This is a genomic window from Flavobacteriales bacterium (assembly GCA_016713875.1).
Classification (GTDB): domain Bacteria; phylum Bacteroidota; class Bacteroidia; order Flavobacteriales_F; family PHOS-HE28; genus PHOS-HE28.
In genome coordinates, this window is sequence record JADJOI010000003.1 from 777,014 (window position 1) to 797,327 (window position 20,314).

Below are 20,314 nucleotides of genomic sequence, written 5' to 3' on the forward strand. Positions count from 1 at the left end.
GCTTCAAAAGGGGGTATTGCAAACAGGTTCTCAGATGGCTTGCAGCGAAGCGGCGGGCATCCAGCCCACGTTGCCGTTGGCGAGCGTCACCTCCACCCATCCGGAACGCTCGGTTCCGAGGCTCACCTTGGTGCCCGAATGCAGCATGAACAGTGTGGTGGACCCGTCACGCGGTTCGCTGCGCACATCCACCCGCGGCTGCATCACGATGGCCGCCGCCGGGTGCTCCACGGCGCGAAGCCTGCGCGCGGCGAGGCCCACGGCCATCAACGAGAAGACCGCGCTCGCGGCGGCGAGGGCAAGTCCAGCTGTCCTGAGCCCCCCACGCAGGAGGAGGGCGAGCGCGGCGATCACGAAGGCCAGGCTCCAGCCCCAGAGCGCGCGTCGGGCCCACTGGTCCACATCACGACCACCGAGATAGCGCTCCCACGTGCCGCCCAGCCGGAAGGCCGGCAGCTCGTTCACGCGGTCCATGGTCCGCTGCCGGGCCAGTTCCAGGTTCGCCTTCACGTCCTCCGCTCCGGGCTCGAGCAACAGGGCCCGCTCATAGTACACGAGGGCCTCGGGCACATGGTCCAATTTGAAGTGGCAGTTGCCGATGGCATAGGCCAGGCCTGCGCTGCGCCAGTGCTGGTACACGGAGTCGAACAGGGCGAGCGCACCGGCGTGGTCACCGAGCGTGTAGGCCACCGTGGCGCGGCCCACGAGGGTGTCGGCCGTGGTGCGGTCCATGGCCGGAGCGATACCGGGAAACAGGCAGAAGGCGAGGGCGATGGTGCGCATGGTCAGGGGCGTTCGAGGCGTTGCACCAGGGTGATGGCCTCCTCGTACAGGGCCTGCCGGGGCTTCACCTCCAGCGGGGCGTAGCGCGCCATGTCGCAGGTGGCGATGAGGTCCGTGGCTTGGCGGGCGAGCGCAGCGGCATCGGGCCGCTCGCCGAGGGCGCTTTCAAGGGCGGCCGCGTTCAGCTCGGCGGCACCCAGCCCGAAGCGGTCGGCGAGGTAGCCGTGCAGCGCTTTGTTCATCGCGGTGTAGAAGGGCTCTCGGGCATCGCGCTGCAAGGCGTCGTGCGCATCCTTGAAGCGACGCCGCGCCACCTTGTCGGCCTCGCGGCGGCGGCGGCCCGCCGGGTCGGCCGCCAACCGGTCCTCGCGCCGGCGCCACACCGCGAACACCGCGAAGGCCAGCACCGGGGCCACCATGCCCGACCACCAGGCCCAGGAGCCGAGCAGGTGATGGCCCGCCGGGCGCAGGTCCAGGTCGCCGGTGCGCAGGAAGCGGATGTCGGTATCCAGCACCTCCACGTCGGCCTTGCTGGGGCGTAACAACTGGGCCTGCCCACCGCCGTTGCCCGGGGCCACGCGCACGGTGAACGGACCGGCCTGCACGGTGCGGTACGCATCGGCCTCTGCGTCGAAGTAGGAAAGCTCGAAGGGGCCCAGCACCAGGTCACCGGCGTGTCGGGGGATCAGCAGGTAGGTGAAGCTGCGGGTGCCGCTCATCCCGCTTCCGCTGATGCCGATCCGGTCGTTGATCTTCGGGTCGTAGCGCTCCACGTCCGGCGGCAGGTCCAGCGCGGGCGCCTCGATCAGCTTCAGGTTGCCGCTGCCGTTCACCGTGAGGGTGAGATCCAGCGCTTCATCGGCGCGCAACTGGTCGCGGTCCAGCGCGCCGGAGAAGGTGAAGGTGCCCACGGCGCCCTGCATGCCCGGTGGGGCGTTCGGCGGCAGGGGCAGCACCTGGAGCTCGGTGGCGTTGCTCATGGCCTCCACCTGACTGCCGCGGTTGAAGAAGGAGCGGTTGACGACGCAGGTGATGCGCAGCGGTTCGATCTTCAGGCTGCCGGCGCGCTGCGGGAAGAGGAGCTGCTTCTTCAGCACGGCCACACGGTACTGCAGGCCGTTCACCGTGCGCAACTGGTCCTCCCAGGTGGTCTCGCCTTGGTCGATCTCCTCGGCCCAGAAGCCGTTCAACGCAGGCAGGTCGTACTTGCTCAACTCCAGATTGGGGTAGCGCGAGAAGAGCGTGTAAGTCGCCACCACCTGTTCGCCCACATGCACCTTGGACTTGCTGAGGCTGATGGTGACGAATAGGTCACGGTCGCGTTGCTGGCCATCGTTGAGCAGCCGGTCGCTGGTGGCGCCGGAGCCTTTCTCCACCTTCACGGTGATGGGCTGGGTCTGCAGGGTGCCACCGCCCACACGGGCGGATGCAGGACCGATGGTGTAGCTGCCCGGTCGTGTCGCGGTGATCACATAGGTGCGGCTCACTGTGCTGCTCATCCGTCCGTTCACGTAGTTGAAGCTGCTGCTCTCGAAGGGCCCCTGCACCACGGTGAGACCGCCCAGATCAGGGTTGGAGAAGCTGCCCTGTGCGTTGGCCAGCGTGATGGTGAGGCGGATCGACGCGCCCACCTCGAAGGTGCTGCGGTCCACACGGGCGTCGAAGGTGATCTCCTGGGCGGCCACGAGCAGCGGCCAGACCAGCACGGACAGCAGGAGGGGAACGACGCGTCGCATCATCACCAGTCCTTTTCGATGGGTACGCGCACGGGTACACGGAGCTTCTGACGCACCTTGTCCTGCACGTCGCGTTCCTGCCGGTCCAGAGCGTCCAGCAGTCGTTCCGCCTCCTCGCGGCTCATGCGCTGCGGTTGTTGGGACTGCTGCTGCGGTTCCTGCCGGCCCTGCTCGCCGGGCTTCTGCTGTTGTTGCTCCTTCTCCTGCTGATCCTGCTCCTGCTCCTTCTTCTCCTGGCCCTGCTGCTGTTCGTCCTGCTCCTTCTTCTCTTGATCCTCCTGTTTCTGCTGATCCTTGTTCTGTTGCTGCTGCTGCTGTTGCTGCTTCAGCATGCGTTGAGCGTAGGCGAGGTTGTAGCGGGTGTCCTCATCGCTGGGATCGCGGCGCAGCGCTTCCCGGTAGGCGGCGATGGCCTCCTTGGGCCGCTGTTGGGCCAAGTGGCTGTTGCCCAGGTTGTGGAAGGCGCGGGCCTGATCGGCCGGGTCGCTCGATCCCTGCGCACTGCGCTCGAACTGCTGTTGTGCAGCGGCCGGGTCGCCCTGGCGGTAGAGCGCATCGCCCAGGTTGAAGGTGGGTCTCAGATCGGCGGGGGCCAGGGTGCCGGCGCGCTGATAGGCGGCGGCCGCACCGGCATGGTCGCCTTGTCGGTAGCGCGCGTTGCCTTCGCTCAGGGCGGCATCGGCCTTGCGCTCCTGGGCGCAAGCCCCGGTCGCCGCGACGGTCAGCAGGAGGACGAGGATGCGCGGGTTCATGGGCGGAGTTCGATGAGGCTGTTCCGGACACGACGCCGTTCGGGCCACAGCATGCCGATCACCAGCAGCAGGCAACCGGCCGCCAGCGGGATCTGGAAGCGGTCCTCATGGCCGGCGAAGCGGTAGGTGCCGATGTCGCGCTGGTCCATGGTGCGAAGTTCGTCCACCAGCTCGGTGATGCCGGCCGATGCGCTCGTGGCGCGCACATAGGCGCCCTTTCCTTCCGCCGCGATGGCCTTCAGCATGGGCTCGTTCAGCCGGCTCACCACGGTGGACCCGTCCTTGTCCTTGCGGAAGCCCATCAGCTGACCGCGCCGCTTGATGGGCAGCGGACCGCCCTGCGGGGTGCCCATGCCGATGGCGTGCACGGTGATGCCGGCCTCGGCGGCCGCACGGGCGGCCCCTTCGGCGTCGTCCTCGTGGTTCTCGCCGTCGGTGATGACGATGATGGTGCGGCTGCCGGCCGCTTCTTCCCCAAAGCCTTTGCGGGCGAGCTCGATCGCAGCGCCGATGGCGGTGCCCTGCGTGGGCACCAGGTCGGGGCCGAGGCTGGCCAGGAAGAGCTTGGCGGCGCTCCTGTCCGAGGTGAGGGGCAGCTGCACGAAGGCCTCCCCGGCGAAGACCACGATGCCCAGGCGGTCGCCGCGCAGGCGGTCCACCAGCTGGCTCAGCGCGCGCCGCGCGGCTTCCATGCGGTCCGGGCGCAGGTCCTCGCACAGCATGCTGTTGCTCACGTCGAGGGCCACCATCACGTCCACGCCCTTGGCGCGCACTTCCTCCAGGCGGGTGCCGAACTGGGGGGCGGTGAGGGCCAGGGCCACCAGGCCAAGGCCGTGGCGGAAGGCCAGGAAGCGCACCGTGGCGTGGCCGAAGCTGACGGCGGGCGCCATGCGGTGCAGCGTGGGCGCCTGAGCGAAGCGCCGCAGGGCCGCGCCGGCGCCGCCACAGGTCGATGGCGAAGAGCAGCACGAGCACGGGCCCCACCGCCAGCCCCCACAGCATCTGCGGACGTCCGAGGCGGAAGGCGGGCTCGCCCTGCAGCACGGTGAACCAGAGCGCGGCCAGCACACCACCGACCAGCAGCTCCAGCAGGAGCACCGTCAGCAGGGCGGGCCAGAGGCGAAGGCGGTTCATGGCGTGGTGCGCAGCAGGTGGCGGTCGGTGACGAAGGCGAAGAGCAGCAGGCAGGCGCCGGCCAGCGCGTACGGGAAGTACTCCTCGTTGCGGCGGTTGTGCTCGGTCACCTTGATGCGGGTCTTCTCCAGCGTGTCGATCTCGGCATAGATGCGGGCGAGCGACTTCTCGTCAGTGGCTCTGAAGTAGCGGCCTCCGGTGAGGGTGGCGACGCGCTCCAGCATGGTCTCATCGATCTCCACGTCCACCAGGTCGTACTTGTACTGGCCGTTGGGGTAGATGGCCACCGGGCTGAGCGCCTTGCCGCGCGTGCCCACGCCGATGGTGTAGATCCGCACCCCCAGCTCGGCGGCGATCTGCGCGGCGTCCTCGGGCTGCACGGTGCCGGCGTTGTTCACCCCGTCGGTGAGCAGGATCACCACGCGGCTGCGGGCGTCGCTCTCGCGGAGGCGGTTCACCGCGGTGGCCAGGCCCATGCCCACGGCGGTGCCGCCATCGATCAGGCCGGAGCGCGCCTGCTTGAAGAGGTCCTTCAGCACGTCATGGTCGCTGGTGAGCGGGCACTGGGTGAAGGCCTCGCCCTCGTACACCACGAGCCCGATGCGGTCGTTGGGCCGCGCGTCGATGAAGTCGGCGGCCACGCGCTTGGCGGCCTCCAGGCGATCGGGCTTCAGGTCCCGCGCCAGCATGCTCGCCGAGATGTCCACCGCCATCACGATGTCGATGCCCTCGGTCTCCACGTCCTGCCATGCGTCGCTGCTCTGCGGGCGGGTGAGGGCGGTGAGCAGCAGGCCCAGGCCGAGCAGCGAGGCGGCGAAGGGGAGGTGCCGCAGCGGGACGGTCCATCCGGTGGGCAGCCGGCGAAAGGCGTGCGCGGTGCTGAGGGTGAGGCTGGCGCGCTGGGCGTTGCGCCGCCACAGGTGCACCGCGGCGATCACCGGCAGCAGCAGCAACAGCCAGCGGAGACCGGGCTTCGCCGGCTCGAAGCGTTGCAGCATGGTGTACACCACCGCCGCCGTGCCGGCCATCGCCAGCAGGCTCCACGCCAGGCCGCTGTTCAGGTCACCGGGTCTGCGCATGGGCGGGTTCGGGGGTGGGGGACAGGGATGCGGTGCTGTCCAGGATGAAGCGTCGGGCGGCAGGTACCGATGCTTCGTTCTCGGTAGGTGACGGGGTCAGCTTGGCGAACTTCACCAGGTCGGCGAGCCGCAGGATGTTCGCCAGTTGTTCGCGTTGGGCCGGGAGTAGCGCCGTCACGCGAAGGGCCTGCGCCAGTTCGTCGGTGGTGCGCTCCATCGCGGGCACGTTCAGGCGGGCCTCCACATAACTGCGCAGGATGTCGGTGAGGGCGATGTAGTGGGCCTTCACCTGGCCCTGCTGCCAGAGCCGTTGCTGTTCAAGCGCGTCGAGCCTGGCCAGCATGGCCTCGTGGAGCGGCAGGGGCGGCGGCGGGAGGTCATCCTTCGTGCGCTTGCGGCGCAGACGTTGCACCAGGGCGGCGCCACCGCCGATGAGGCCGAAGGCGGCCCACAGGCCCACCAGCCACGGCCAGTGCTCCTCCAGCCAGGCCAGCAGGCTGGGCTGTGCCTCGTAGATGTCCTTGATGTCGCGGAAGGCCTGTGTGGTGTCCACGGCCACGGTGCGTACCTCCAGCAGCAGCGGCGCGGTCTCCATCGTGTCCCCGTCGATGCGCAGCCGGAAGGGGGGGATGGCCCAGAAGCCGCTGTCCCAAGCGGTGATGGTGATGTGCCGGCGCTGCACCAGCAGCGTGGGGTCGGCCTCGTCGGCGCGGGCGGTGTCCACGCCGCTGTCCCACACCACCTCCACCTGGCGGGTGAGCGTGTCGCCGATCGCGGGCCACTGCACCTCCGGGGCGCCGTCGCGCTGGGTGCGGTAGAAGGCCTCGATGTCGATGACCACCTGCTCGCCGATGCGGACCACCGCGCTGTCCAGCGTGGCCCGCACGGCGGGGGCCTGGGCGGTGGCGCCGTGGAGCGCCGCCAGCAGCAGGGTGGTGGTCGCCAGGGCCCTCATGCACGTTCGCGTTGGCGGAAGAGGTCCATCAAGGGCCGCACATAACCCTCGCGGGTGCCGATCACGGCGTGGTCGATGCCCGAACGGCGCAGCAGGTCGCGCGTGCGGGCGGCATGCTTGAGGGCCTCGGTGCGGTAGGCCTTGCGTACGCGGGCGCTGCCGGTGTCCACCCAGTGGCGTTCGCCGGTCTCGGGGTCCTGCACCAGCACCAGGCCCAGGTCGGGCAGCTCGCCTTCGCGGGGGTCGGCCGTGCGCAGCACCACCAGGTCGTGGCGCCGGTCGGCGATCTTCAGCGCATCCTCATATCCGGTGCCCATCAAGTCGCTGATCAGGAAGGCGATGCTGCGCTTCTTGATCACGCTGTTGAGGAAGCGCAGGGCCCCGGCGATGTCGGTGCCGCGCTGCTGTGGGGTGAACTCGATCAGCTCGCGCACCAGGCGCAGGATGTGGCTGCGGCCCTTCTTGGGCGGGATGTAGCGCTCCACCGTGCCGCTGAAGAGGATGAGCCCCACCTTGTCGTTGTTCTTGATGGCGCTGAAGGCCAGCGTGGCGCACACCTCGGTGATCAGCTCGCGCTTGGTGCGCTCGGTGCTGCCGAAGTCGGCCGATCCGCTCACGTCCGCCACCAGCATCACGGTCAGCTCGCGCTCCTCCTCGAACACCTTCACGAAAGGGTGGTCCAGCCGCGCCGTCACGTTCCAGTCGATGGTGCGTACCTCGTCGCCCGGCATGTACTCGCGCACCTCGCTGAACGCCATGCCCCGGCCCTTGAAGGCGCTGTGGTACTCGCCGCTGAAGATGTGATCGGTGAGACCGCGCGTCTTCAGCTCGATCAGCCGCACCTTCTTGAGGAGCTCCTTGGTGTGTTGGGCGGTGCTCATGGTTCAGGGGCAGGGGCAGGGGCAGGGGAAGGGGCAGGAGTATTGCGGCCTGCTCCTGCCCCTGCCCCTGATCGCTCAGGGTACCTCCACCGTGTTCAGCACGCGGTCGATGAGCTCGCCGACGGTGATGTTCTCGGCTTCGGCCTCGTAAGTGAGGCCCACGCGGTGGCGCAGCACGTCGGGGCACACGGCGCGCACGTCCTCGGGGATCACGTAACCGCGGCGCTTGGTGAAGGCCAGGGCCTTGGCGGCGAGGGCCATGTAGATGCTGGCGCGCGGGCTGGCGCCGAAGCCGATCAGGCTCACCAGGTCGCTCAGCTTGTGCTGGTCGGGCTTGCGCGTGGCGTGCACGATGTCCACGATGTAGTGCTCGATCTTCTCATCCATGTACACCTCGCGCACCAGCTGCCGTGCCGCGAGGATCTCCTCGGACCGGACCACCTTGTGCAGTTCGGGCTGCGCGCCGGGCCGCACGTTCTGGCGGATGATCAGCTTCTCCTCCTCCTTGTGCGGGTAGTCCAGCACCACCTTCAGCATGAAGCGGTCGGTCTGCGCCTCGGGCAGCGGGTAGGTGCCTTCCTGCTCGATGGGGTTCATGGTGGCCAGCACCAGGAAGGGCTCGGGCAGGGTGTAGGTCTGCTGGCCGATGGTGACCTGGCGTTCCTGCATGGCCTCCAGCAGGGCGCTCTGCACCTTGGCCGGCGCGCGGTTGATCTCGTCGGCCAGGATGAAGTTGCTGAAGATGGGCCCCTTCTTCACGCTGAACTCCTCGTTCTTCTGGCTGTAGATCAGCGTGCCGATGAGGTCGGCCGGCAGCAGGTCGGGCGTGAACTGGATGCGGCTGAAGCCCACGTCGATGGTGCGCGCGAGGGATTTGATCGCCAGCGTCTTCGCCAGGCCGGGCACGCCTTCCAGCAGGATGTGGCCATCGGCCAGCAGCGCCACCAGCAGCTTCTGCACCATGTCCTTCTGGCCCACGATCACCTTCTCCATCTCGCGCTCCACCAGGTCCACGAAGGCACTGGCGTGCTGGATGCGGTCGTTCAGCTGGCGGATGCTCTCGGCCGTCACCGGCGCGGGGGAAGTGCTCAGGGGTTCCATGGCAGGGGAGTGGGCCGCAAAGGTGTGCCGCAAAATTGACCGGAGCCCTTGGCCGTCAGGGACGACCCGCAGTTAAAGAGTGTTAACCGTTGGGCCCTGGATCGGTGCAGGCAGCCCATGCTTCCGGAGCGTCCCATCGGTGCGCGCGAGGTCATGTTCGCGCAAGCTGACCCCTGGCGGTGTGACCAAAAGGGTTCCAACGGTCCACCGCACCCCGCCACTAGCCTCTTCTACCTTCGGCCACATGAGCGACCGTTCCGGACCCCTGACCCTGGCCGAAGCCATCGGCCATGTGCGCACCTTCCACGACGCCTTCGGCATCCCGAACGCGCAAGCACCGGCCGGCTCGATCGGCGACCGCGATGCGCTGCTGCGCTACAAGCTGATCCGCGAGGAGAACGAGGAATACCTGGAGGCGGCCCTGCGCGGAGATCTTGTGGAGGTGGCCGATGCGCTGGGCGACATCCTCTACATCCTGTGCGGCACCTTGCTCAAGCACGGGCTGGAGCACAAGATCGACGAGGTGTTCCGCGAGATCCAGCGGAGCAACATGAGCAAGCTCGGCGCCGACGGCCGGCCCATCCGCCGCGACGATGGCAAGGTGATGAAGGGACCGGCCTATTTCCCTCCGGATATCGCGGGGATCCTTGGACCACAGGAGGGAGAAAGGAGCAAGTAGGAAGAAGAAAGAAGAAAGGAAGGAAGAAAGGACGACCTGGATCAACGAACCCCTGCGCACCATGCATCTGCCCACCTTGCTCCAGAAGGCCCGCACCTCCTCCTTCACGCGCTGGCAGCTGAACGCCCTGCTGCCGTGGATGATCCCCTTCAACCGGCCGCACGGCTTCAAGGTGGTGCCGTTGAAGGAGGGCGGCATCAGTGTGCGCATCCCGTACTGGCGCATCAACCGCAACCACATCAAGGGCATCCACGCGTGCTGCCTGGCCACTGCGGCCGAGATGTGCAGCGGCCTGTCGGTGCTGGAGCAGCTCGATCCGCGGCAGTACCGCCTGATCATGCGCAGCCTGCACATGGAGTACCGCTACCAGGCCCGGCAGGCCGCCGTGGCCACCTGCGCACCGGCCGCCGAGCACCTCGCCGACACCGTGGTGCGGCCCCTGGCCACGCAGGAAGCGGTGGACCACACCAGCACCGTGGAACTGCACGACCGCAGTGGCAACCACCTGGCCACCGGCACCATCACCTGGCAGGTGAAGAAGTGGGACAAGGTGCGGACGAAGGTGTGAGCGCCGGTCACCGCCGCATCGCCCGCTTGGCCGCGCTCCAGAGCACCATCGCCAGCACGGCCCCGCTGAAGGCCAGCGCCATGTCCTTCTGAGCGTCCCAGATGTCGCCCTGCGAACCCAGGTAGGCATGGCCCTGCGCCGGGAAGAACACGTCGGCCACGGCCCATTCGATCAGTTCATAAGCGGCGCTGAAGCTCATGGTGATCTCCACCGGCAGCACCCAGCACACCCAATTCGGCCATTGGAAGTGGTTCTTGAAGTGGTCGCGCATGGGGTAGGCCAGCAGGAAGCCGAAGCTGAAGTGCACGATCCGGTCGTAGTGGTTGCGTTCGCTGTGGAAGAGGTCCTGCAGCCAGTAGCCCAGCGGGTTCTCGGCGTAGGTGTACATCGCGCCGTAGACGTGCAGCAGGATGTACACGAACATCAGCGTGTAGCTGAGGTCGCTGAAGCGGAAGCGCCGGTGGGTGAGCGCGAGGCCGCCCACGAACAGGATGGTCAGTGCGTTCTCGGTGATCCAGTTCGCGCGGTCGGTGGTGCCGATGAAGGTCCAGGCCCAGATGACGACGAAGGCTCCGGCAAAGGCCTTGAGCAGGGCGTTGTCCGCGAAGGGCGTGCGCGTGGGGGAGGAGGCGGTGGTAAAGGTCATGGGAAGGGTTCTGGCGGATCGGTACGGGTCACTTGCGCTTGTCACCGTCCTTCTCGTAGTAGTCGTCCTCCGCAGGTTCCTCCTCCTCCGGCTCATCGGCCTTGGGCTTGGGGCGGAAGCGGAAGGTGGCGTGCAGGCCGATCACCAGGTTCTGGCGGCGCACCACCGTGTCGAAGGGCGTGATGCTGTTGGTGCCGCGCACCTCCAGCTCGAAGGGGCCTTTCTCGAAACCCAGGCCCAGGCAGATGCTGAACTGCGTGCGCCGGATGTTCTCGGTATTGATGCCGCGGTCGATCAGCTCCTGTCCGTCCTGCGTCACCTGCTCGCGACCGCTGAGCAGATAGCCCGGCACCAGGCCCGCGCCCAGGAAGAGGCCCTGCGGGTTCTTGTTCACCGACACCTTCAGCACGAAGGGCAGCTCCACGTAGTGCAGGGTGGTGCGCGTGGTCTGCCGGAACTGGGCCGCCTGCACCAGGCTGCCCTTGGCCACGTACATCGGCTCCACCATCAGGCTCACCTGCCCGTTCATCTTGAAGTCGAAGCTGTAGCCGCCGATGGGGCCGAACTTGGGTAGACCGGTCCACGCGAGGAACTGCCCGGCGTTCACCGTGGCCATGCCGATGCCCAGCCGCGGGCCATGCCAGGTCTGGGCGTGCAGCACACCCGCGCACACGGAGGCCAGGACGAACAGGGGAATACTGTGCATCGCTGCGAAGATGCGAACCGGGCGATCGGTGTTCGTCGAAGAACGTCCTATTTCGTCGATGAAAAATGGCCATTCGTCTTGACATGGGGTGTCTTGGTCGGTCATCTTTGCCCCCGCATGGCCGCCGCTCCGGCTGTGCAGGCAACGGACCGCTGGGCGCTTGGACACCCCCATTAACCCCGTTCGCCGAACATGTGGCCCGTACAGACCCTGACGCTCCTGCTCTGCCTCACCGACGAAGAGCAGCTCTTCGCGATGCGCCTTCCGGAACCGGCCCCCGTGCTGGTCGAGCAGGAGGCGCCGGCCACCCCGGAGGAACCGGCGTGCGCTCCGTTCGAGCCGGTGGAGGAGGCCGCCTGAGCCTTGCGGTTACCTTCGGGCTCCGTCGCCGGAGGCCGTCGCGCCGACGTGCACGGGTGCCCATGTCCTCCATCCTCCGATCGCTCCTTCGATCCTCGCTGTTCGCGTGGTGTGTGCTGGGCGGCCGCTTTGTGCAGGCCCAGGCCTGGACCTTCACCGGTGATTCCACGCCCACCTGGGAACAGGTCATCGACAGCTACCGTGCGCTGGCCGAAGGACGCCGCTCCGCACGCTTGATGGAGATCGGCCGTGACGATGGCGGCCAGCCCATCCATCTGTTCGTCATCAGCGATGGAGGCCCCTTCGCACCCGACAGCATCCGTGCGCGCGGCCGCAGCGTGCTCTTCATCGTCAACGGCATCCATCCGGGCGAGCCCGACGGTATCGACGCCAGCCTGCTGCTCGCCCGGGCGCTGCTCGACAGCGATCAGTTGATGGGCCTCACGGCCAACACGGCGGTGTGCATCGTGCCCATCTACAACGTGAGCGGCGCGCAGCAGCGCGACACGGTCTTCCGGGTGGACCAGAATGGCCCGGTCGAGCACGGACAGCGGGCCAACGCGCGCAACCTGGACCTGAACCGCGACCTGGTGAAGGCCGACGCCCGCAACACGCAGGCCCTTGTGCAAGCGCTGCATCGCTGGGATCCCGATGTGCTCATCGATACGCATGTGAGCGACGGCGCCGACCACCGCTACGTGATGGAGCTGCTCACCACCCGGCGCGAGAAGTTGGATCCGGGCGTGGCGCGCTTCATGGATCACGTGCTGGTGCCCGGTCTGCATCGCTGGATGGATCGCAAGCGCATCGCCATGTGCCCCTACTTCGAGACGATGGCACAGGTGCCGGACAGCGGGTTGATGGCCTTCTTCGATGGACCGCGCTACACGTCCGGCTATGCCGCTCTCTTCAACACGGTGGCCATCCTGGCCGAGAGCCACATGCTGAAGCCTTACGCCGACCGGGTGAACGCCACTTTTCAGCTGATGCTCGGCGTGCTGTCCGTGTTGGATGAGCACGGCGCCGACCTGCGCAGGGCCCGGGCCGATGCTGCTCGCCACACGGCCGAGGCCACGGCCTTCCCCCTGCACTGGCGGCTCGATAGCACCCGCGTGGAACGGCTGCCGTGGAAGGGCTATGCGGCTACGTGGGAGCCCAGCACGGTGTCCGGCCTGCCTCGCCTGCGTTACGACCGCACGCGTCCGGTGGACATCTCCGTGCCGTGGTACGACACCTACGTGCCCGGACCGGTGCGGACCAAACCCGCGGCCTACCTGGTGCCTCAGGCCTGGCGCGAGGTGGGGCAGCGGCTCGCCATGGCGGGCGTGCGCTTCGAGCGGATCATGCGCGACACGGTGCTGCGGGCCGAGGTGCACCGGATCGCCGACATGCGCACGGCACGCGAGCCCTACGAGGGGCACTACCTGCATCGCGACATCGAGATCAGCACCCTCGAAGAAGAGGTGATCGCGCGGTCCGGCGACCTGCTCGTTCCGATGGGCACCCGCCACGACCGGTTCCTCATGGAAGTGCTGGAGCCCGACGCACCGGACAGCTATTTCACCTGGGGATTCTTCGACGCCATCCTGCAGCAGAAGGAGTGGTTCACGGACTACGTGTTCGAGGATGTGGCGGCGGACCTGTTGAAGCGGGATCCCGCGCTGCGCGCGGCGCTGGAGGAACGCCGCGCTGCCGATCCGGAGTTCGCCGCTGATGGCTGGGCGCAGCTCGCCTTCGTGTTCCAGCGTTCGCCGTACATGGAGCAGGCCTACCGCCGGTACCCGGTGGCGCGTGTGCTGCGCTGAGCGGTGGCCGACGATCTTCGCACCATGGCGTTCCGCACGAAGGCACAGCGCACCGAGGATCCAGGCATCGGCTCCTCCTTCGACCGCACCCTGGACCGGCTGATGAGCACGGACGGGAGTTTTCGTGTGCGGCGGGCCGGCGCGGTGGGGGGGCTTCGCGAGGCCTTCGTTCATCTGGTGAGCATCAGCGTGGGCCGCCTGGTGCTGACGCTGCTGGCCGGCTACCTCGGGCTCAACCTCGTCTTCGGCGCCCTGTTCATGCTCGTCGGCGTGGAGCAATTGGGCAATGCCGACCTCAGCAGCCCGGCCACCCGGTGGATGTCCGCCTTGGGCATGAGCATCCAAACGCTCACCACCGTGGGCTACGGCAGCATCTACCCCAACACCTCGGCCACCTGGCTCATCGCCGCCGTGGAGGGGGTGTTCGGGATACTGGGGTTCTCCCTCATCAGCGCCATCCTCTATGCCCGGTTCGCACGGCCCACGGCGAGGCTAGCCTGGGGGGATGCCGCGTTGATCGCCCCCTTCCGCTCCGGCTGGAGCCTGCAGGTGCGTCTGGCGAACCGCCGCAGTTCCCTGCTCACCGAGGTGGAGGCCCGCCTCATGCTCGTGATGGCCGATGTGGACGACCAGGGCGAACGGCTCAATTACTTCAACCTGAAGCTGCAGCTGGACCGCGTGAGCTTCCTGCCCTTGAGCTGGACGCTGGTGCATCCGATCGGAGAGGACAGTCCGTTGGCCGGTCTGTCCCATCAGGACCTCCAGGACCGGCGTGCGGAGTTCATCGTGATGATCAAGGGGGTGGACGAGGCGTACATGCAGCAGGTGATGACCCGGCGGTCCTACACCTTCCGTGAGCTGCACTGGGGCGCTCGTTTCCAGCGCGTGTTCAGCGCGCAGGACGGGGTGATGCACCTGGATCTGGATCGCTTGAGCAGCATCCAGGGCACCGAGGCCCCTGTTGTTCTTCCGCCTGCGGGGTAAGCCGACGCAGGTCAGTTCCACGGCGGATCATCCGTCCCTTACTTTGCCGGCACACATACAGTGCACCATACTCCTATGGACCGAACGAGCATGAAGCAGCAGGTGATCGACGGCGCTCGCCGTCGATTGCAGGAGGCGATCGCCGAACATCGTGAGCGACTGGAGGACCTCCGGTCGGTGGCGATGGACGCCGACCTGGCCGAGACCGCGAGCCAGAGCGAAGGCCGACGCGGGGCCGAGGTGGAGCTGATGAACGGGCTCGGCGATCAGCTAGAGCACTTGGAGCGCGACATGGCCCTGCTGGGACAAGTGGATGCCGGCGCAGCGCACGAGGTCGTGTCCTTCGGTTCGGTGGTGCATACCGACCGGCGCGACCTGCTGATCGCCACCAGTGTGGAGGAGTTCGAGGCCGCCGGTCGGACCTACCTCGGGCTGTCGGTGCGTGCACCCCTCTACCAGGCCCTCAGCGGCAAGCGGGTGGGCGAACAGGCCACCGTGAACGGCGTTGCCTACATCATCCGCGACGTTCTTTGAGCATGGAACTGCATGACATCAGCATCGGGGCCCGCGTGAAGCACCCCACGATGGGTGTGGGCGTGGTGTACGACATCGATCCGCGCATCGTGCACGTGTTCTTCCGCGAGCACGGCGAGCAGCCCATCAGCCGCAGCTTCGAGGGCCTGGTCACCATCGCACCCGGCGTGGAGATCGGCCAGGAGCCGCTGGACATCGAGCACGTGAAGGACGCCCTGCGCGAGGTGCTGGAGGAACTGCAGACGCCCCAGCGGCCGGTGAGCATGGCCCGCCGCTACGAAGGCGGGGTGATGGAGCTGCGCCCCAAGGACCCCGCGCTGAAGAGCAAGGAGGTGCCCGTCGACGACTTCTTCCACAAGATCGTCATGATCCGTGACCGCTTCCGCGTGCTGGAGCAGAAGATCAACGCCCACGCGGCGCTCAGCGAGGCGGACAAGGTGGAGCTGCAGCAGTACATCACGCGCTGTTATGGCAGCCTCACCACCTTCAATATCCTCTTCGAGGACAAGGAAGATCACTTCGTGGGGCAGAAAGGGGAGTAGGAACATCTGCACATCCCGCAGGGCGGGACAAGTCGTGAGCATGTGTCCATGGGGACGTATGCCCGGGACAGGGAGCGATGGTCGGCCCGGTGGCGGCTGTGTGGGGCGGATGATTTTTCAACCGATGGTTGCACGAGGCTGCCTGTGCGGTATACATTCGTACCGCAGACGCGTTCTTTCTCAGCCGTGCGCTGATCAACGACCAGCCCACACAGGCCTATAGTCTCAGAACCAACATTATTTGCTCAGGGACGGAAGATCCAAAGGGCAAAGGCGGGCCGCGCATCGCCTCCGGGCGATGATGCCTCCGGGCACACCGCGGATTACTGACCCCTTTCTGTCCGACCCGCTCATGTGATCCATGGGTTCTTTGAACTTCGGTCCTGTGTGGGCTTTTTTTGTCCTGCCGTGAACTCCTTTCCCACCACCCATGCGGATCCCGCCGTGGCCGCGACCTACCCGGTGATGGAACTCTTCCACACGGTGCAGGGTGAGGGGCTGTTCAGCGGACAGGCGGCCTGCTTCATCCGGCTCGGAGGTTGCGACGTGGGTTGTGTGTGGTGCGATGTGAAGGAGAGCTGGGACGCATCCGCGCATCCCCGGCGTTCAGCGGCGGACCTGGCGGTCGAGGCGGCCTCCCAGCCTGCCCGCATCGTGGTGGTCACTGGCGGCGAGCCCCTGATGCACGACCTGAAACCGCTGACCGATGCCCTGCGCGCCCGCGGCCTTCGCACCCACCTGGAGACCTCGGGTACCCATCCCCTCACCGGCGATTGGCACCATGTGTGCTTCAGCCCCAAGAAGTTCAAACCGCCCGTGCCCGGGTTCCACCAACACGCCGATGAACTGAAGGTGATCGTCGTCAACCGCCACGACCTGGCCTGGGCGGACACCCACGGGGCGCTGGTGCGGCCTGAATGCGCGTGTTTCCTTCAACCCGAATGGGACCGCCGCGAGGCGGTGATGCCCTTGATCGTGGTTCGCCACCCAAGCCCAACCCCCGGGCGGCTACACCACCAAGGAGAGCAAGGCGATCAAGCTCTATCAGGACGGACTGGACGCCATGCACGCGCGCAAGTGGGACGCGGCGGAGACCGGCCTGAAGAAGGCGGCCGCCTTCGACGAGCGGTTCGTGGAGCCGCGCTTCGCGCTGGCCGAGCTGTACGACATGAAGGGCAACGACCCGGAGGCCATGAAGTGGTACCGCGAGGCCATCGGCATCGCCCCGAAGTTCTTCCCCAACGCTTACCTGCACCTGGCCGACATCGAGTTCCGCCACCAGGACTTCGCCGCAGCGGAGGGCCACTACAAGAGCTACCTGGAGCTGGAGGACGAGCCGGTGCGCCGGCAGCGCGCCAAGCTCGGGGTGGACAACTGCACCTTCGCCGCCGAAGCCATCCGCCAGCCGGTGCCCTTCGAACCCGTGAACCTGGGCCCTGCGGTGAACTCACCGAACGCGGACTACTACCCCTGCGTCACCGCCGACGACCGCACCCTGCTGTTCACGCGCGACCTGCCGGATGCGGCTTCACCGTGGGGTCACCAGGAGGACTTCTACGTCAGCACCCGCGACGAGAACGGTGCGTGGACCCCGGCCCGGCCGGTATCCGGCGTGGTCACTCCCGCGAACGAAGGCGCCGGCACCCTGTCGCCGGACGGTCGCTTCATCATCTTCACCGCCTGCGCGGGCATCGATGGCGACTACGGTGCGGGGCGCAAGGGGTTGGGCAGCTGCGACCTCTTCATCAGCCGGCGCATCGGCAACCGCTGGAGCCCGCCGGACAACCTGGGCACGCCGGTCAACTCGCGCAACTGGGAGAGCCAGCCCAGCCTGGGCAGCGATGGCCGCACGCTCTATTTCGTGCGCGGCATGCAGGCGCGGGACGGCATCCAGAACATGGACATCTTCGTCACGCGGTTGCAGGAGGACGGCACCTTCAGCACGCCCGAGAAGCTCGGATCGCAGATCAACACACCCTTCCAGGAGGAGAGCGTGCAGATCCACCCCGACGGGCGCACGCTCTACTTCAGCAGCAACGGGCATCCGGCCTTCGGCGGGCTGGACATCTACGTGAGCCGCATGGGTGACGATGGCGTGTGGGGGCCTGCGCTGAACCTGGGCTGGCCCATCAACAGCGGGGGCGACGAGAACAGCCTGCTGGTGAGCGCCGACGGCCGCATCGCCTACTTCGCCAGCGACCGTGCGGGCGGACAGGGCGAGCTGGACCTGTACAGCTTCGAACTGTATCCCGAGGCCCGCCCCGAGGCCGTGTCGTACATCCGGGGCGTGGTGAGCGACATCACCAACGGCAAGCCGGTGGAGGCGGATGTGGAGCTGTACGACCTCGGCACAGGCAAGCTGGCCACGGCGGCCTACAGCGATCCGAGCACCGGCGAGTTCCTGGTGTGCCTGCCTACGGGCCGCGACTATGCGCTGAACGCCACCGCCGAGGGCTACCTCTTCTTCAGCGCCAACTACAGCGTGGCCGTGGCGAAGGACGGCGTGCCGCCGGCGCTGGAGGCGAAGCTGAGCCCGCTCACCAGCGGCAGCAGCATCACCCTGCGCAACATCTTCTTCAACACGGCCAGCGCCGATCTGCTGCCCGCCAGCAACACCGAGCTGGACAAGCTGCTGCGGCTGATGAAGGCCAACCCGGCGATGCGCATCGAGGTGGCGGGCCACACCGACAATGTGGGGGCCGATGCGGACAACCAGCGGCTGAGCGAACAGCGCGCAGCGGCGGTGGCCAGGTTCCTCACCAGCTACGGCATCGATGCGGCGCGGGTGACGAGCACGGGCCACGGCGAGAGCCGGCCGGAGGCCACCAACGACACGGAGGAGGGGCGCGCGCTCAACCGGCGGACGGAGGTGCGCATCCTGTGAACCGCTCCTACCTCCGCGACGGCCGCGCGCCCGTGCCCACGGACCCGCGCGTGAGCGCCACCATGAGCCGCGGCATAGGTCCGCGCTGGCCCGTCGGCAGCTGGATTCGGTATCTGGCGTGAACTGTCTCCCTGTTCAAACAGCCGAAACCCCGGATGCGGCTCGTTCCATCGGTGCAGCGCACCTTGAACCGAAGTTCTAGGAGAGGCCATGTTGACATGTGCCTTTGGGATAGAGGTCACCGGCGCCAACAAGCCCAGGATTGAGAGCCTGTTCACGATTGTTCGGAGACCAGCTCGGCGATACATCGACGGTCGTTCACCGAAAGATATTGAGCGGCGATGCGTCGCTCGGGGTGCCGGTCGAAGGTGTAAAGCACGAGCAGGAAGATCCACTCCAGAGGCTTCATGGCCACATGCACCACGTCCGATACCCACTTGCGGTCCAGTAGGTGGTAATGGCGCTCCACCTGCTCGCCCACACTGTCGTAGTACTTGCGGATCATGCCGTGCAGGCTCGGCGCCCGTTGCTGCACCAGTTCCTCGAAGGCGTTGGCCACGAGCAGTTGACGGTTGCAGATGATGGTGTTGCCCGCACGCACACCCAGCCGTTGCGGACGCACGACACTTGCATGCCCTCGCGCCGCCACCGTGCAGAGGTAATGTCCGCCGCAGACCACCCCCGCGCATTCGTGGTCCAGTTGCGACAGCCCGTGCCGATAGGTGTCGGTGAAGGCCCGGAGGAAGCTGTCCGGTCGCTGACCGAAGAGTAGCAGGGCGCAGGCGATCAGCGCAAGCACCGGCACGCACAGCACTAAGAGCAGGGGGTACTTGGTCCATGGATACGCGTGGAGCAGTTGCCAGCATTGGTGCTCCAGTATCGACGCGGGCTCCAGGGTGTGTGACTGAGCGAGGAAGAGTCTGTGGTTGCGTACCAGCACCATCAGGAAGAGCAGGATAATGGGCACGTGGAACAGGGCCAGCGCGCGGCCGAGGTCCTCGTCCTTGTGGTGGATGACCACGACCCCGTTCACTACCACGCCAAGCACAAGCAGCACGTTCACCAGGACTTCGGGAATTGGTGGGAGTACGCTCTCTCTTAAAGAGCTGAAGTAGTATGCGATCACGCAAAGCGAGATCAGCACGTAAACGGACATCCTATGTTCTGGGGAGAAAAAGGCGGTGTCGTTACAGCAGTCGTTCAAGGCGCCGTTATCTCCGACGGCGAGGAATACAAGCGGTAGCGCTACAAGGCTCATGAACTCGGCATAGCGAAATAGGTATGGATGCCACCTTCTTCCCATCGCATTCAACAGGGGGGCGGAGAGGACCACTATCCCCGGTGAAAGGAGCAGGAACACCTGAGCTCCGTAGAACACGGCTATTCCCAGTTCACTGCTCATTGGACCAAGGCCACCATCACCCCAAGCACGCCGTCCAACTGCTTCAGCCCTTCCTCAGGGATATAGGCGCGGCTCACGGCGCCGTCGAAGTAGAGCGCGTTGGTGCAGCCCTGCTCCTTCAGGTGCGTGGCGAGGTCGAAGAAGTTCACCGGTTCGCGGCTGATGGTGAAGAGGAGCCCGCCATCGGGTCGGATGCCCACCGCGTTGCGGATGTGGAGGTTGCTGCTGCCCTGCCGGAACTGCGCGTTCACCACGCCGTCCACCAGCAACATGGGGCCGCTCTGCGTGGCGTGGCGCGGGGTGGGCGCCTGCTTCATGGCCTGCGTGGTGCGTACGAAGGCGGTGCCGTCCTGCTCAATGCCGAACACGCCGTTGGGCTGCATGGTGAAGTTGCCCGTGCCGGTGGAGGCCGTGTTCAGTTTGTGCAGGGTGCGGCCGTTCTCCACGTAAAACCCCACTGGCACCTGCTGCGGGTCGTACATGCCGCCGTTCATCGCGAAGCGGAGGGTCTTGCCCGTGCGCGTCACTTCCTGTTCCAGCGCACCGATGTTCCCCATCACGCCTCCTTGCGCATCCTTCCAATGCACGGTGATGGGTTCCTTCACCGGGTCGACCCAGCGGTCGGCGAAGCGTCCATCGGGCATTGGCCGCAAGGCCAGGAGCGCTCCGGTCGCGCCGATCAGGAGCAGCGCACGAGGGAAGAGGGGCACGACACCCGTGGTTCTTCCGCTGTGCATGCGCATGTCCGAAAGCTACGCCTGCGGTGCAGCTTTGCACCGTGCT

Annotated in this window: 20 protein-coding genes and 1 pseudogene; 9 read left to right on the forward strand and 12 right to left on the reverse strand. The window is 66.9% G+C overall.

The features are described from left to right. Positions 1-30: 30 nt before the first annotated feature. The 8 genes from IPJ87_04705 to IPJ87_04740 all read right to left on the reverse strand — a co-directional run bounded on the left by IPJ87_04705 (position 31) and on the right by IPJ87_04740 (position 8,421). Positions 31-783 carry a tetratricopeptide repeat protein gene (locus IPJ87_04705; GenBank protein ID MBK7941161.1) on the reverse strand — a complete coding sequence of 251 codons (753 nt, stop codon included), beginning with the start codon at positions 781-783 and terminating at the stop codon, positions 31-33. A gap of 2 nt (positions 784-785) precedes the next feature. Then, positions 786-2,522, reverse strand: coding sequence for a protein BatD (locus IPJ87_04710; GenBank protein ID MBK7941162.1), 1,737 nt, complete (start codon positions 2,520-2,522; stop codon positions 786-788). Then, on the reverse strand, positions 2,522-3,271 hold the full coding sequence (locus IPJ87_04715) for a tetratricopeptide repeat protein (protein ID MBK7941163.1): 750 nt from the start codon (positions 3,269-3,271) through the stop codon (positions 2,522-2,524). Before IPJ87_04715 ends, IPJ87_04710 begins: the two co-directional genes overlap by 1 nt. Next, positions 3,268-4,161, reverse strand: a complete 894-nt coding sequence (locus IPJ87_04720; protein ID MBK7941164.1) for a VWA domain-containing protein — start codon at positions 4,159-4,161, stop codon at positions 3,268-3,270. The genes IPJ87_04715 and IPJ87_04720 overlap by 4 nt, the downstream gene beginning before the upstream one ends. A gap of 240 nt (positions 4,162-4,401) precedes the next feature. Then, positions 4,402-5,403 carry a VWA domain-containing protein gene (locus tag IPJ87_04725; GenBank protein MBK7941165.1) on the reverse strand — a complete coding sequence of 334 codons (1,002 nt, stop codon included), beginning with the start codon at positions 5,401-5,403 and terminating at the stop codon, positions 4,402-4,404. 64 nt (positions 5,404-5,467) lie between these two features. Next, on the reverse strand, positions 5,468-6,439 hold the full coding sequence (locus tag IPJ87_04730; protein ID MBK7941166.1) for a hypothetical protein: 972 nt from the start codon (positions 6,437-6,439) through the stop codon (positions 5,468-5,470). Then, complete coding sequence (locus IPJ87_04735; GenBank protein MBK7941167.1) at positions 6,436-7,320, reverse strand: DUF58 domain-containing protein; 885 nt, start codon at positions 7,318-7,320, stop codon at positions 6,436-6,438. The genes IPJ87_04730 and IPJ87_04735 overlap by 4 nt, the downstream gene beginning before the upstream one ends. Positions 7,321-7,395: 75 nt before the next feature. Then, positions 7,396-8,421: an AAA family ATPase gene (locus IPJ87_04740; protein MBK7941168.1), complete on the reverse strand. Its 1,026-nt coding sequence runs from the start codon at positions 8,419-8,421 to the stop codon at positions 7,396-7,398. Positions 8,422-8,665: 244 nt separating this feature from the next. Here IPJ87_04740 and IPJ87_04745 point away from each other — a divergent pair, with 244 nt between their 5' ends. Together IPJ87_04745 and IPJ87_04750 are read left to right on the forward strand one after the other, a co-directional pair. Continuing rightward, positions 8,666-9,100 (forward strand): nucleoside triphosphate pyrophosphohydrolase family protein, encoded by a 435-nt coding sequence (locus IPJ87_04745; GenBank protein ID MBK7941169.1) that lies wholly within the window; start codon positions 8,666-8,668, stop codon positions 9,098-9,100. 61 nt (positions 9,101-9,161) lie between these two features. Further along, on the forward strand, positions 9,162-9,668 hold the full coding sequence (locus tag IPJ87_04750; GenBank protein MBK7941170.1) for a DUF4442 domain-containing protein: 507 nt from the start codon (positions 9,162-9,164) through the stop codon (positions 9,666-9,668). Between the two features lie 7 nt (positions 9,669-9,675). Here the strand turns inward: IPJ87_04750 and IPJ87_04755 are convergent, their stop codons facing one another. Beyond that, complete coding sequence (locus tag IPJ87_04755; protein ID MBK7941171.1) at positions 9,676-10,314, reverse strand: DUF2238 domain-containing protein; 639 nt, start codon at positions 10,312-10,314, stop codon at positions 9,676-9,678. Between the two features lie 28 nt (positions 10,315-10,342). Continuing rightward, a complete protein-coding gene (locus IPJ87_04760; GenBank protein ID MBK7941172.1) occupies positions 10,343-11,020 on the reverse strand; it encodes a PorT family protein in 678 nt (225 codons plus the stop codon). A gap of 192 nt (positions 11,021-11,212) precedes the next feature. Between IPJ87_04760 and IPJ87_04765 the strand changes: the two genes are divergently transcribed. The 7 genes and pseudogenes from IPJ87_04765 to IPJ87_04795 all read left to right on the forward strand — a co-directional run bounded on the left by IPJ87_04765 (position 11,213) and on the right by IPJ87_04795 (position 18,129). After that, a complete protein-coding gene (locus IPJ87_04765) occupies positions 11,213-11,380 on the forward strand; it encodes a hypothetical protein (protein MBK7941173.1) in 168 nt (55 codons plus the stop codon). A 62-nt stretch (positions 11,381-11,442) separates the two neighbouring features. Further along, the gene (locus IPJ87_04770; protein MBK7941174.1) at positions 11,443-13,185 is read left to right on the forward strand and encodes a hypothetical protein; all 1,743 of its coding nucleotides are present in this window, start codon (positions 11,443-11,445) and stop codon (positions 13,183-13,185) included. Between the two features lie 24 nt (positions 13,186-13,209). Further along, positions 13,210-14,169 carry a hypothetical protein gene (locus IPJ87_04775; GenBank protein ID MBK7941175.1) on the forward strand — a complete coding sequence of 320 codons (960 nt, stop codon included), beginning with the start codon at positions 13,210-13,212 and terminating at the stop codon, positions 14,167-14,169. A 75-nt stretch (positions 14,170-14,244) separates the two neighbouring features. Further along, the gene (locus IPJ87_04780; protein MBK7941176.1) at positions 14,245-14,703 is read left to right on the forward strand and encodes a hypothetical protein; all 459 of its coding nucleotides are present in this window, start codon (positions 14,245-14,247) and stop codon (positions 14,701-14,703) included. Positions 14,704-14,705: 2 nt separating this feature from the next. Further along, complete coding sequence (locus IPJ87_04785; GenBank protein ID MBK7941177.1) at positions 14,706-15,245, forward strand: hypothetical protein; 540 nt, start codon at positions 14,706-14,708, stop codon at positions 15,243-15,245. Positions 15,246-15,710: 465 nt separating this feature from the next. Beyond that, positions 15,711-16,235: pseudogene (locus IPJ87_04790) on the forward strand (7-carboxy-7-deazaguanine synthase QueE). A 73-nt stretch (positions 16,236-16,308) separates the two neighbouring features. Continuing rightward, positions 16,309-18,129: a PD40 domain-containing protein gene (locus IPJ87_04795; protein MBK7941178.1), complete on the forward strand. Its 1,821-nt coding sequence runs from the start codon at positions 16,309-16,311 to the stop codon at positions 18,127-18,129. A gap of 274 nt (positions 18,130-18,403) precedes the next feature. Here the strand turns inward: IPJ87_04795 and IPJ87_04800 are convergent, their stop codons facing one another. Then, positions 18,404-19,285 carry a hypothetical protein gene (locus IPJ87_04800; protein ID MBK7941179.1) on the reverse strand — a complete coding sequence of 294 codons (882 nt, stop codon included), beginning with the start codon at positions 19,283-19,285 and terminating at the stop codon, positions 18,404-18,406. A 242-nt stretch (positions 19,286-19,527) separates the two neighbouring features. After that, positions 19,528-20,274: a phosphodiester glycosidase family protein gene (locus IPJ87_04805; GenBank protein ID MBK7941180.1), complete on the reverse strand. Its 747-nt coding sequence runs from the start codon at positions 20,272-20,274 to the stop codon at positions 19,528-19,530. Between the last annotated feature and the right edge of the window lie 40 nt (positions 20,275-20,314).

Bases quoted from the DNA above. Each gene is read 5' to 3' on its own strand.
- IPJ87_04705 (MBK7941161.1), bottom strand. From the start codon at position 783: ATGCGCACCATCGCCCTCGCCTTCTGCCTGTTTCCCGGTATCGCTCCG.
- IPJ87_04710 (MBK7941162.1), bottom strand. From the start codon at position 2,522: ATGATGCGACGCGTCGTTCCCCTCCTGCTGTCCGTGCTGGTCTGGCCG.
- IPJ87_04715 (MBK7941163.1), bottom strand. From the start codon at position 3,271: ATGAACCCGCGCATCCTCGTCCTCCTGCTGACCGTCGCGGCGACCGGG.
- IPJ87_04720 (MBK7941164.1), bottom strand. From the start codon at position 4,161: ATGGCGCCCGCCGTCAGCTTCGGCCACGCCACGGTGCGCTTCCTGGCC.
- IPJ87_04725 (MBK7941165.1), bottom strand. From the start codon at position 5,403: ATGCTGCAACGCTTCGAGCCGGCGAAGCCCGGTCTCCGCTGGCTGTTG.
- IPJ87_04730 (MBK7941166.1), bottom strand. From the start codon at position 6,439: ATGAGGGCCCTGGCGACCACCACCCTGCTGCTGGCGGCGCTCCACGGC.
- IPJ87_04735 (MBK7941167.1), bottom strand. From the start codon at position 7,320: ATGAGCACCGCCCAACACACCAAGGAGCTCCTCAAGAAGGTGCGGCTG.
- IPJ87_04740 (MBK7941168.1), bottom strand. From the start codon at position 8,421: ATGGAACCCCTGAGCACTTCCCCCGCGCCGGTGACGGCCGAGAGCATC.
- IPJ87_04745 (MBK7941169.1), top strand. From the start codon at position 8,666: ATGAGCGACCGTTCCGGACCCCTGACCCTGGCCGAAGCCATCGGCCAT.
- IPJ87_04750 (MBK7941170.1), top strand. From the start codon at position 9,162: ATGCATCTGCCCACCTTGCTCCAGAAGGCCCGCACCTCCTCCTTCACG.
- IPJ87_04755 (MBK7941171.1), bottom strand. From the start codon at position 10,314: ATGACCTTTACCACCGCCTCCTCCCCCACGCGCACGCCCTTCGCGGAC.
- IPJ87_04760 (MBK7941172.1), bottom strand. From the start codon at position 11,020: ATGCACAGTATTCCCCTGTTCGTCCTGGCCTCCGTGTGCGCGGGTGTG.
- IPJ87_04765 (MBK7941173.1), top strand. From the start codon at position 11,213: ATGTGGCCCGTACAGACCCTGACGCTCCTGCTCTGCCTCACCGACGAA.
- IPJ87_04770 (MBK7941174.1), top strand. From the start codon at position 11,443: ATGTCCTCCATCCTCCGATCGCTCCTTCGATCCTCGCTGTTCGCGTGG.
- IPJ87_04775 (MBK7941175.1), top strand. From the start codon at position 13,210: ATGGCGTTCCGCACGAAGGCACAGCGCACCGAGGATCCAGGCATCGGC.
- IPJ87_04780 (MBK7941176.1), top strand. From the start codon at position 14,245: ATGGACCGAACGAGCATGAAGCAGCAGGTGATCGACGGCGCTCGCCGT.
- IPJ87_04785 (MBK7941177.1), top strand. From the start codon at position 14,706: ATGGAACTGCATGACATCAGCATCGGGGCCCGCGTGAAGCACCCCACG.
- IPJ87_04795 (MBK7941178.1), top strand. From the start codon at position 16,309: ATGCACGCGCGCAAGTGGGACGCGGCGGAGACCGGCCTGAAGAAGGCG.
- IPJ87_04800 (MBK7941179.1), bottom strand. From the start codon at position 19,285: ATGTCCGTTTACGTGCTGATCTCGCTTTGCGTGATCGCATACTACTTC.
- IPJ87_04805 (MBK7941180.1), bottom strand. From the start codon at position 20,274: ATGCGCATGCACAGCGGAAGAACCACGGGTGTCGTGCCCCTCTTCCCT.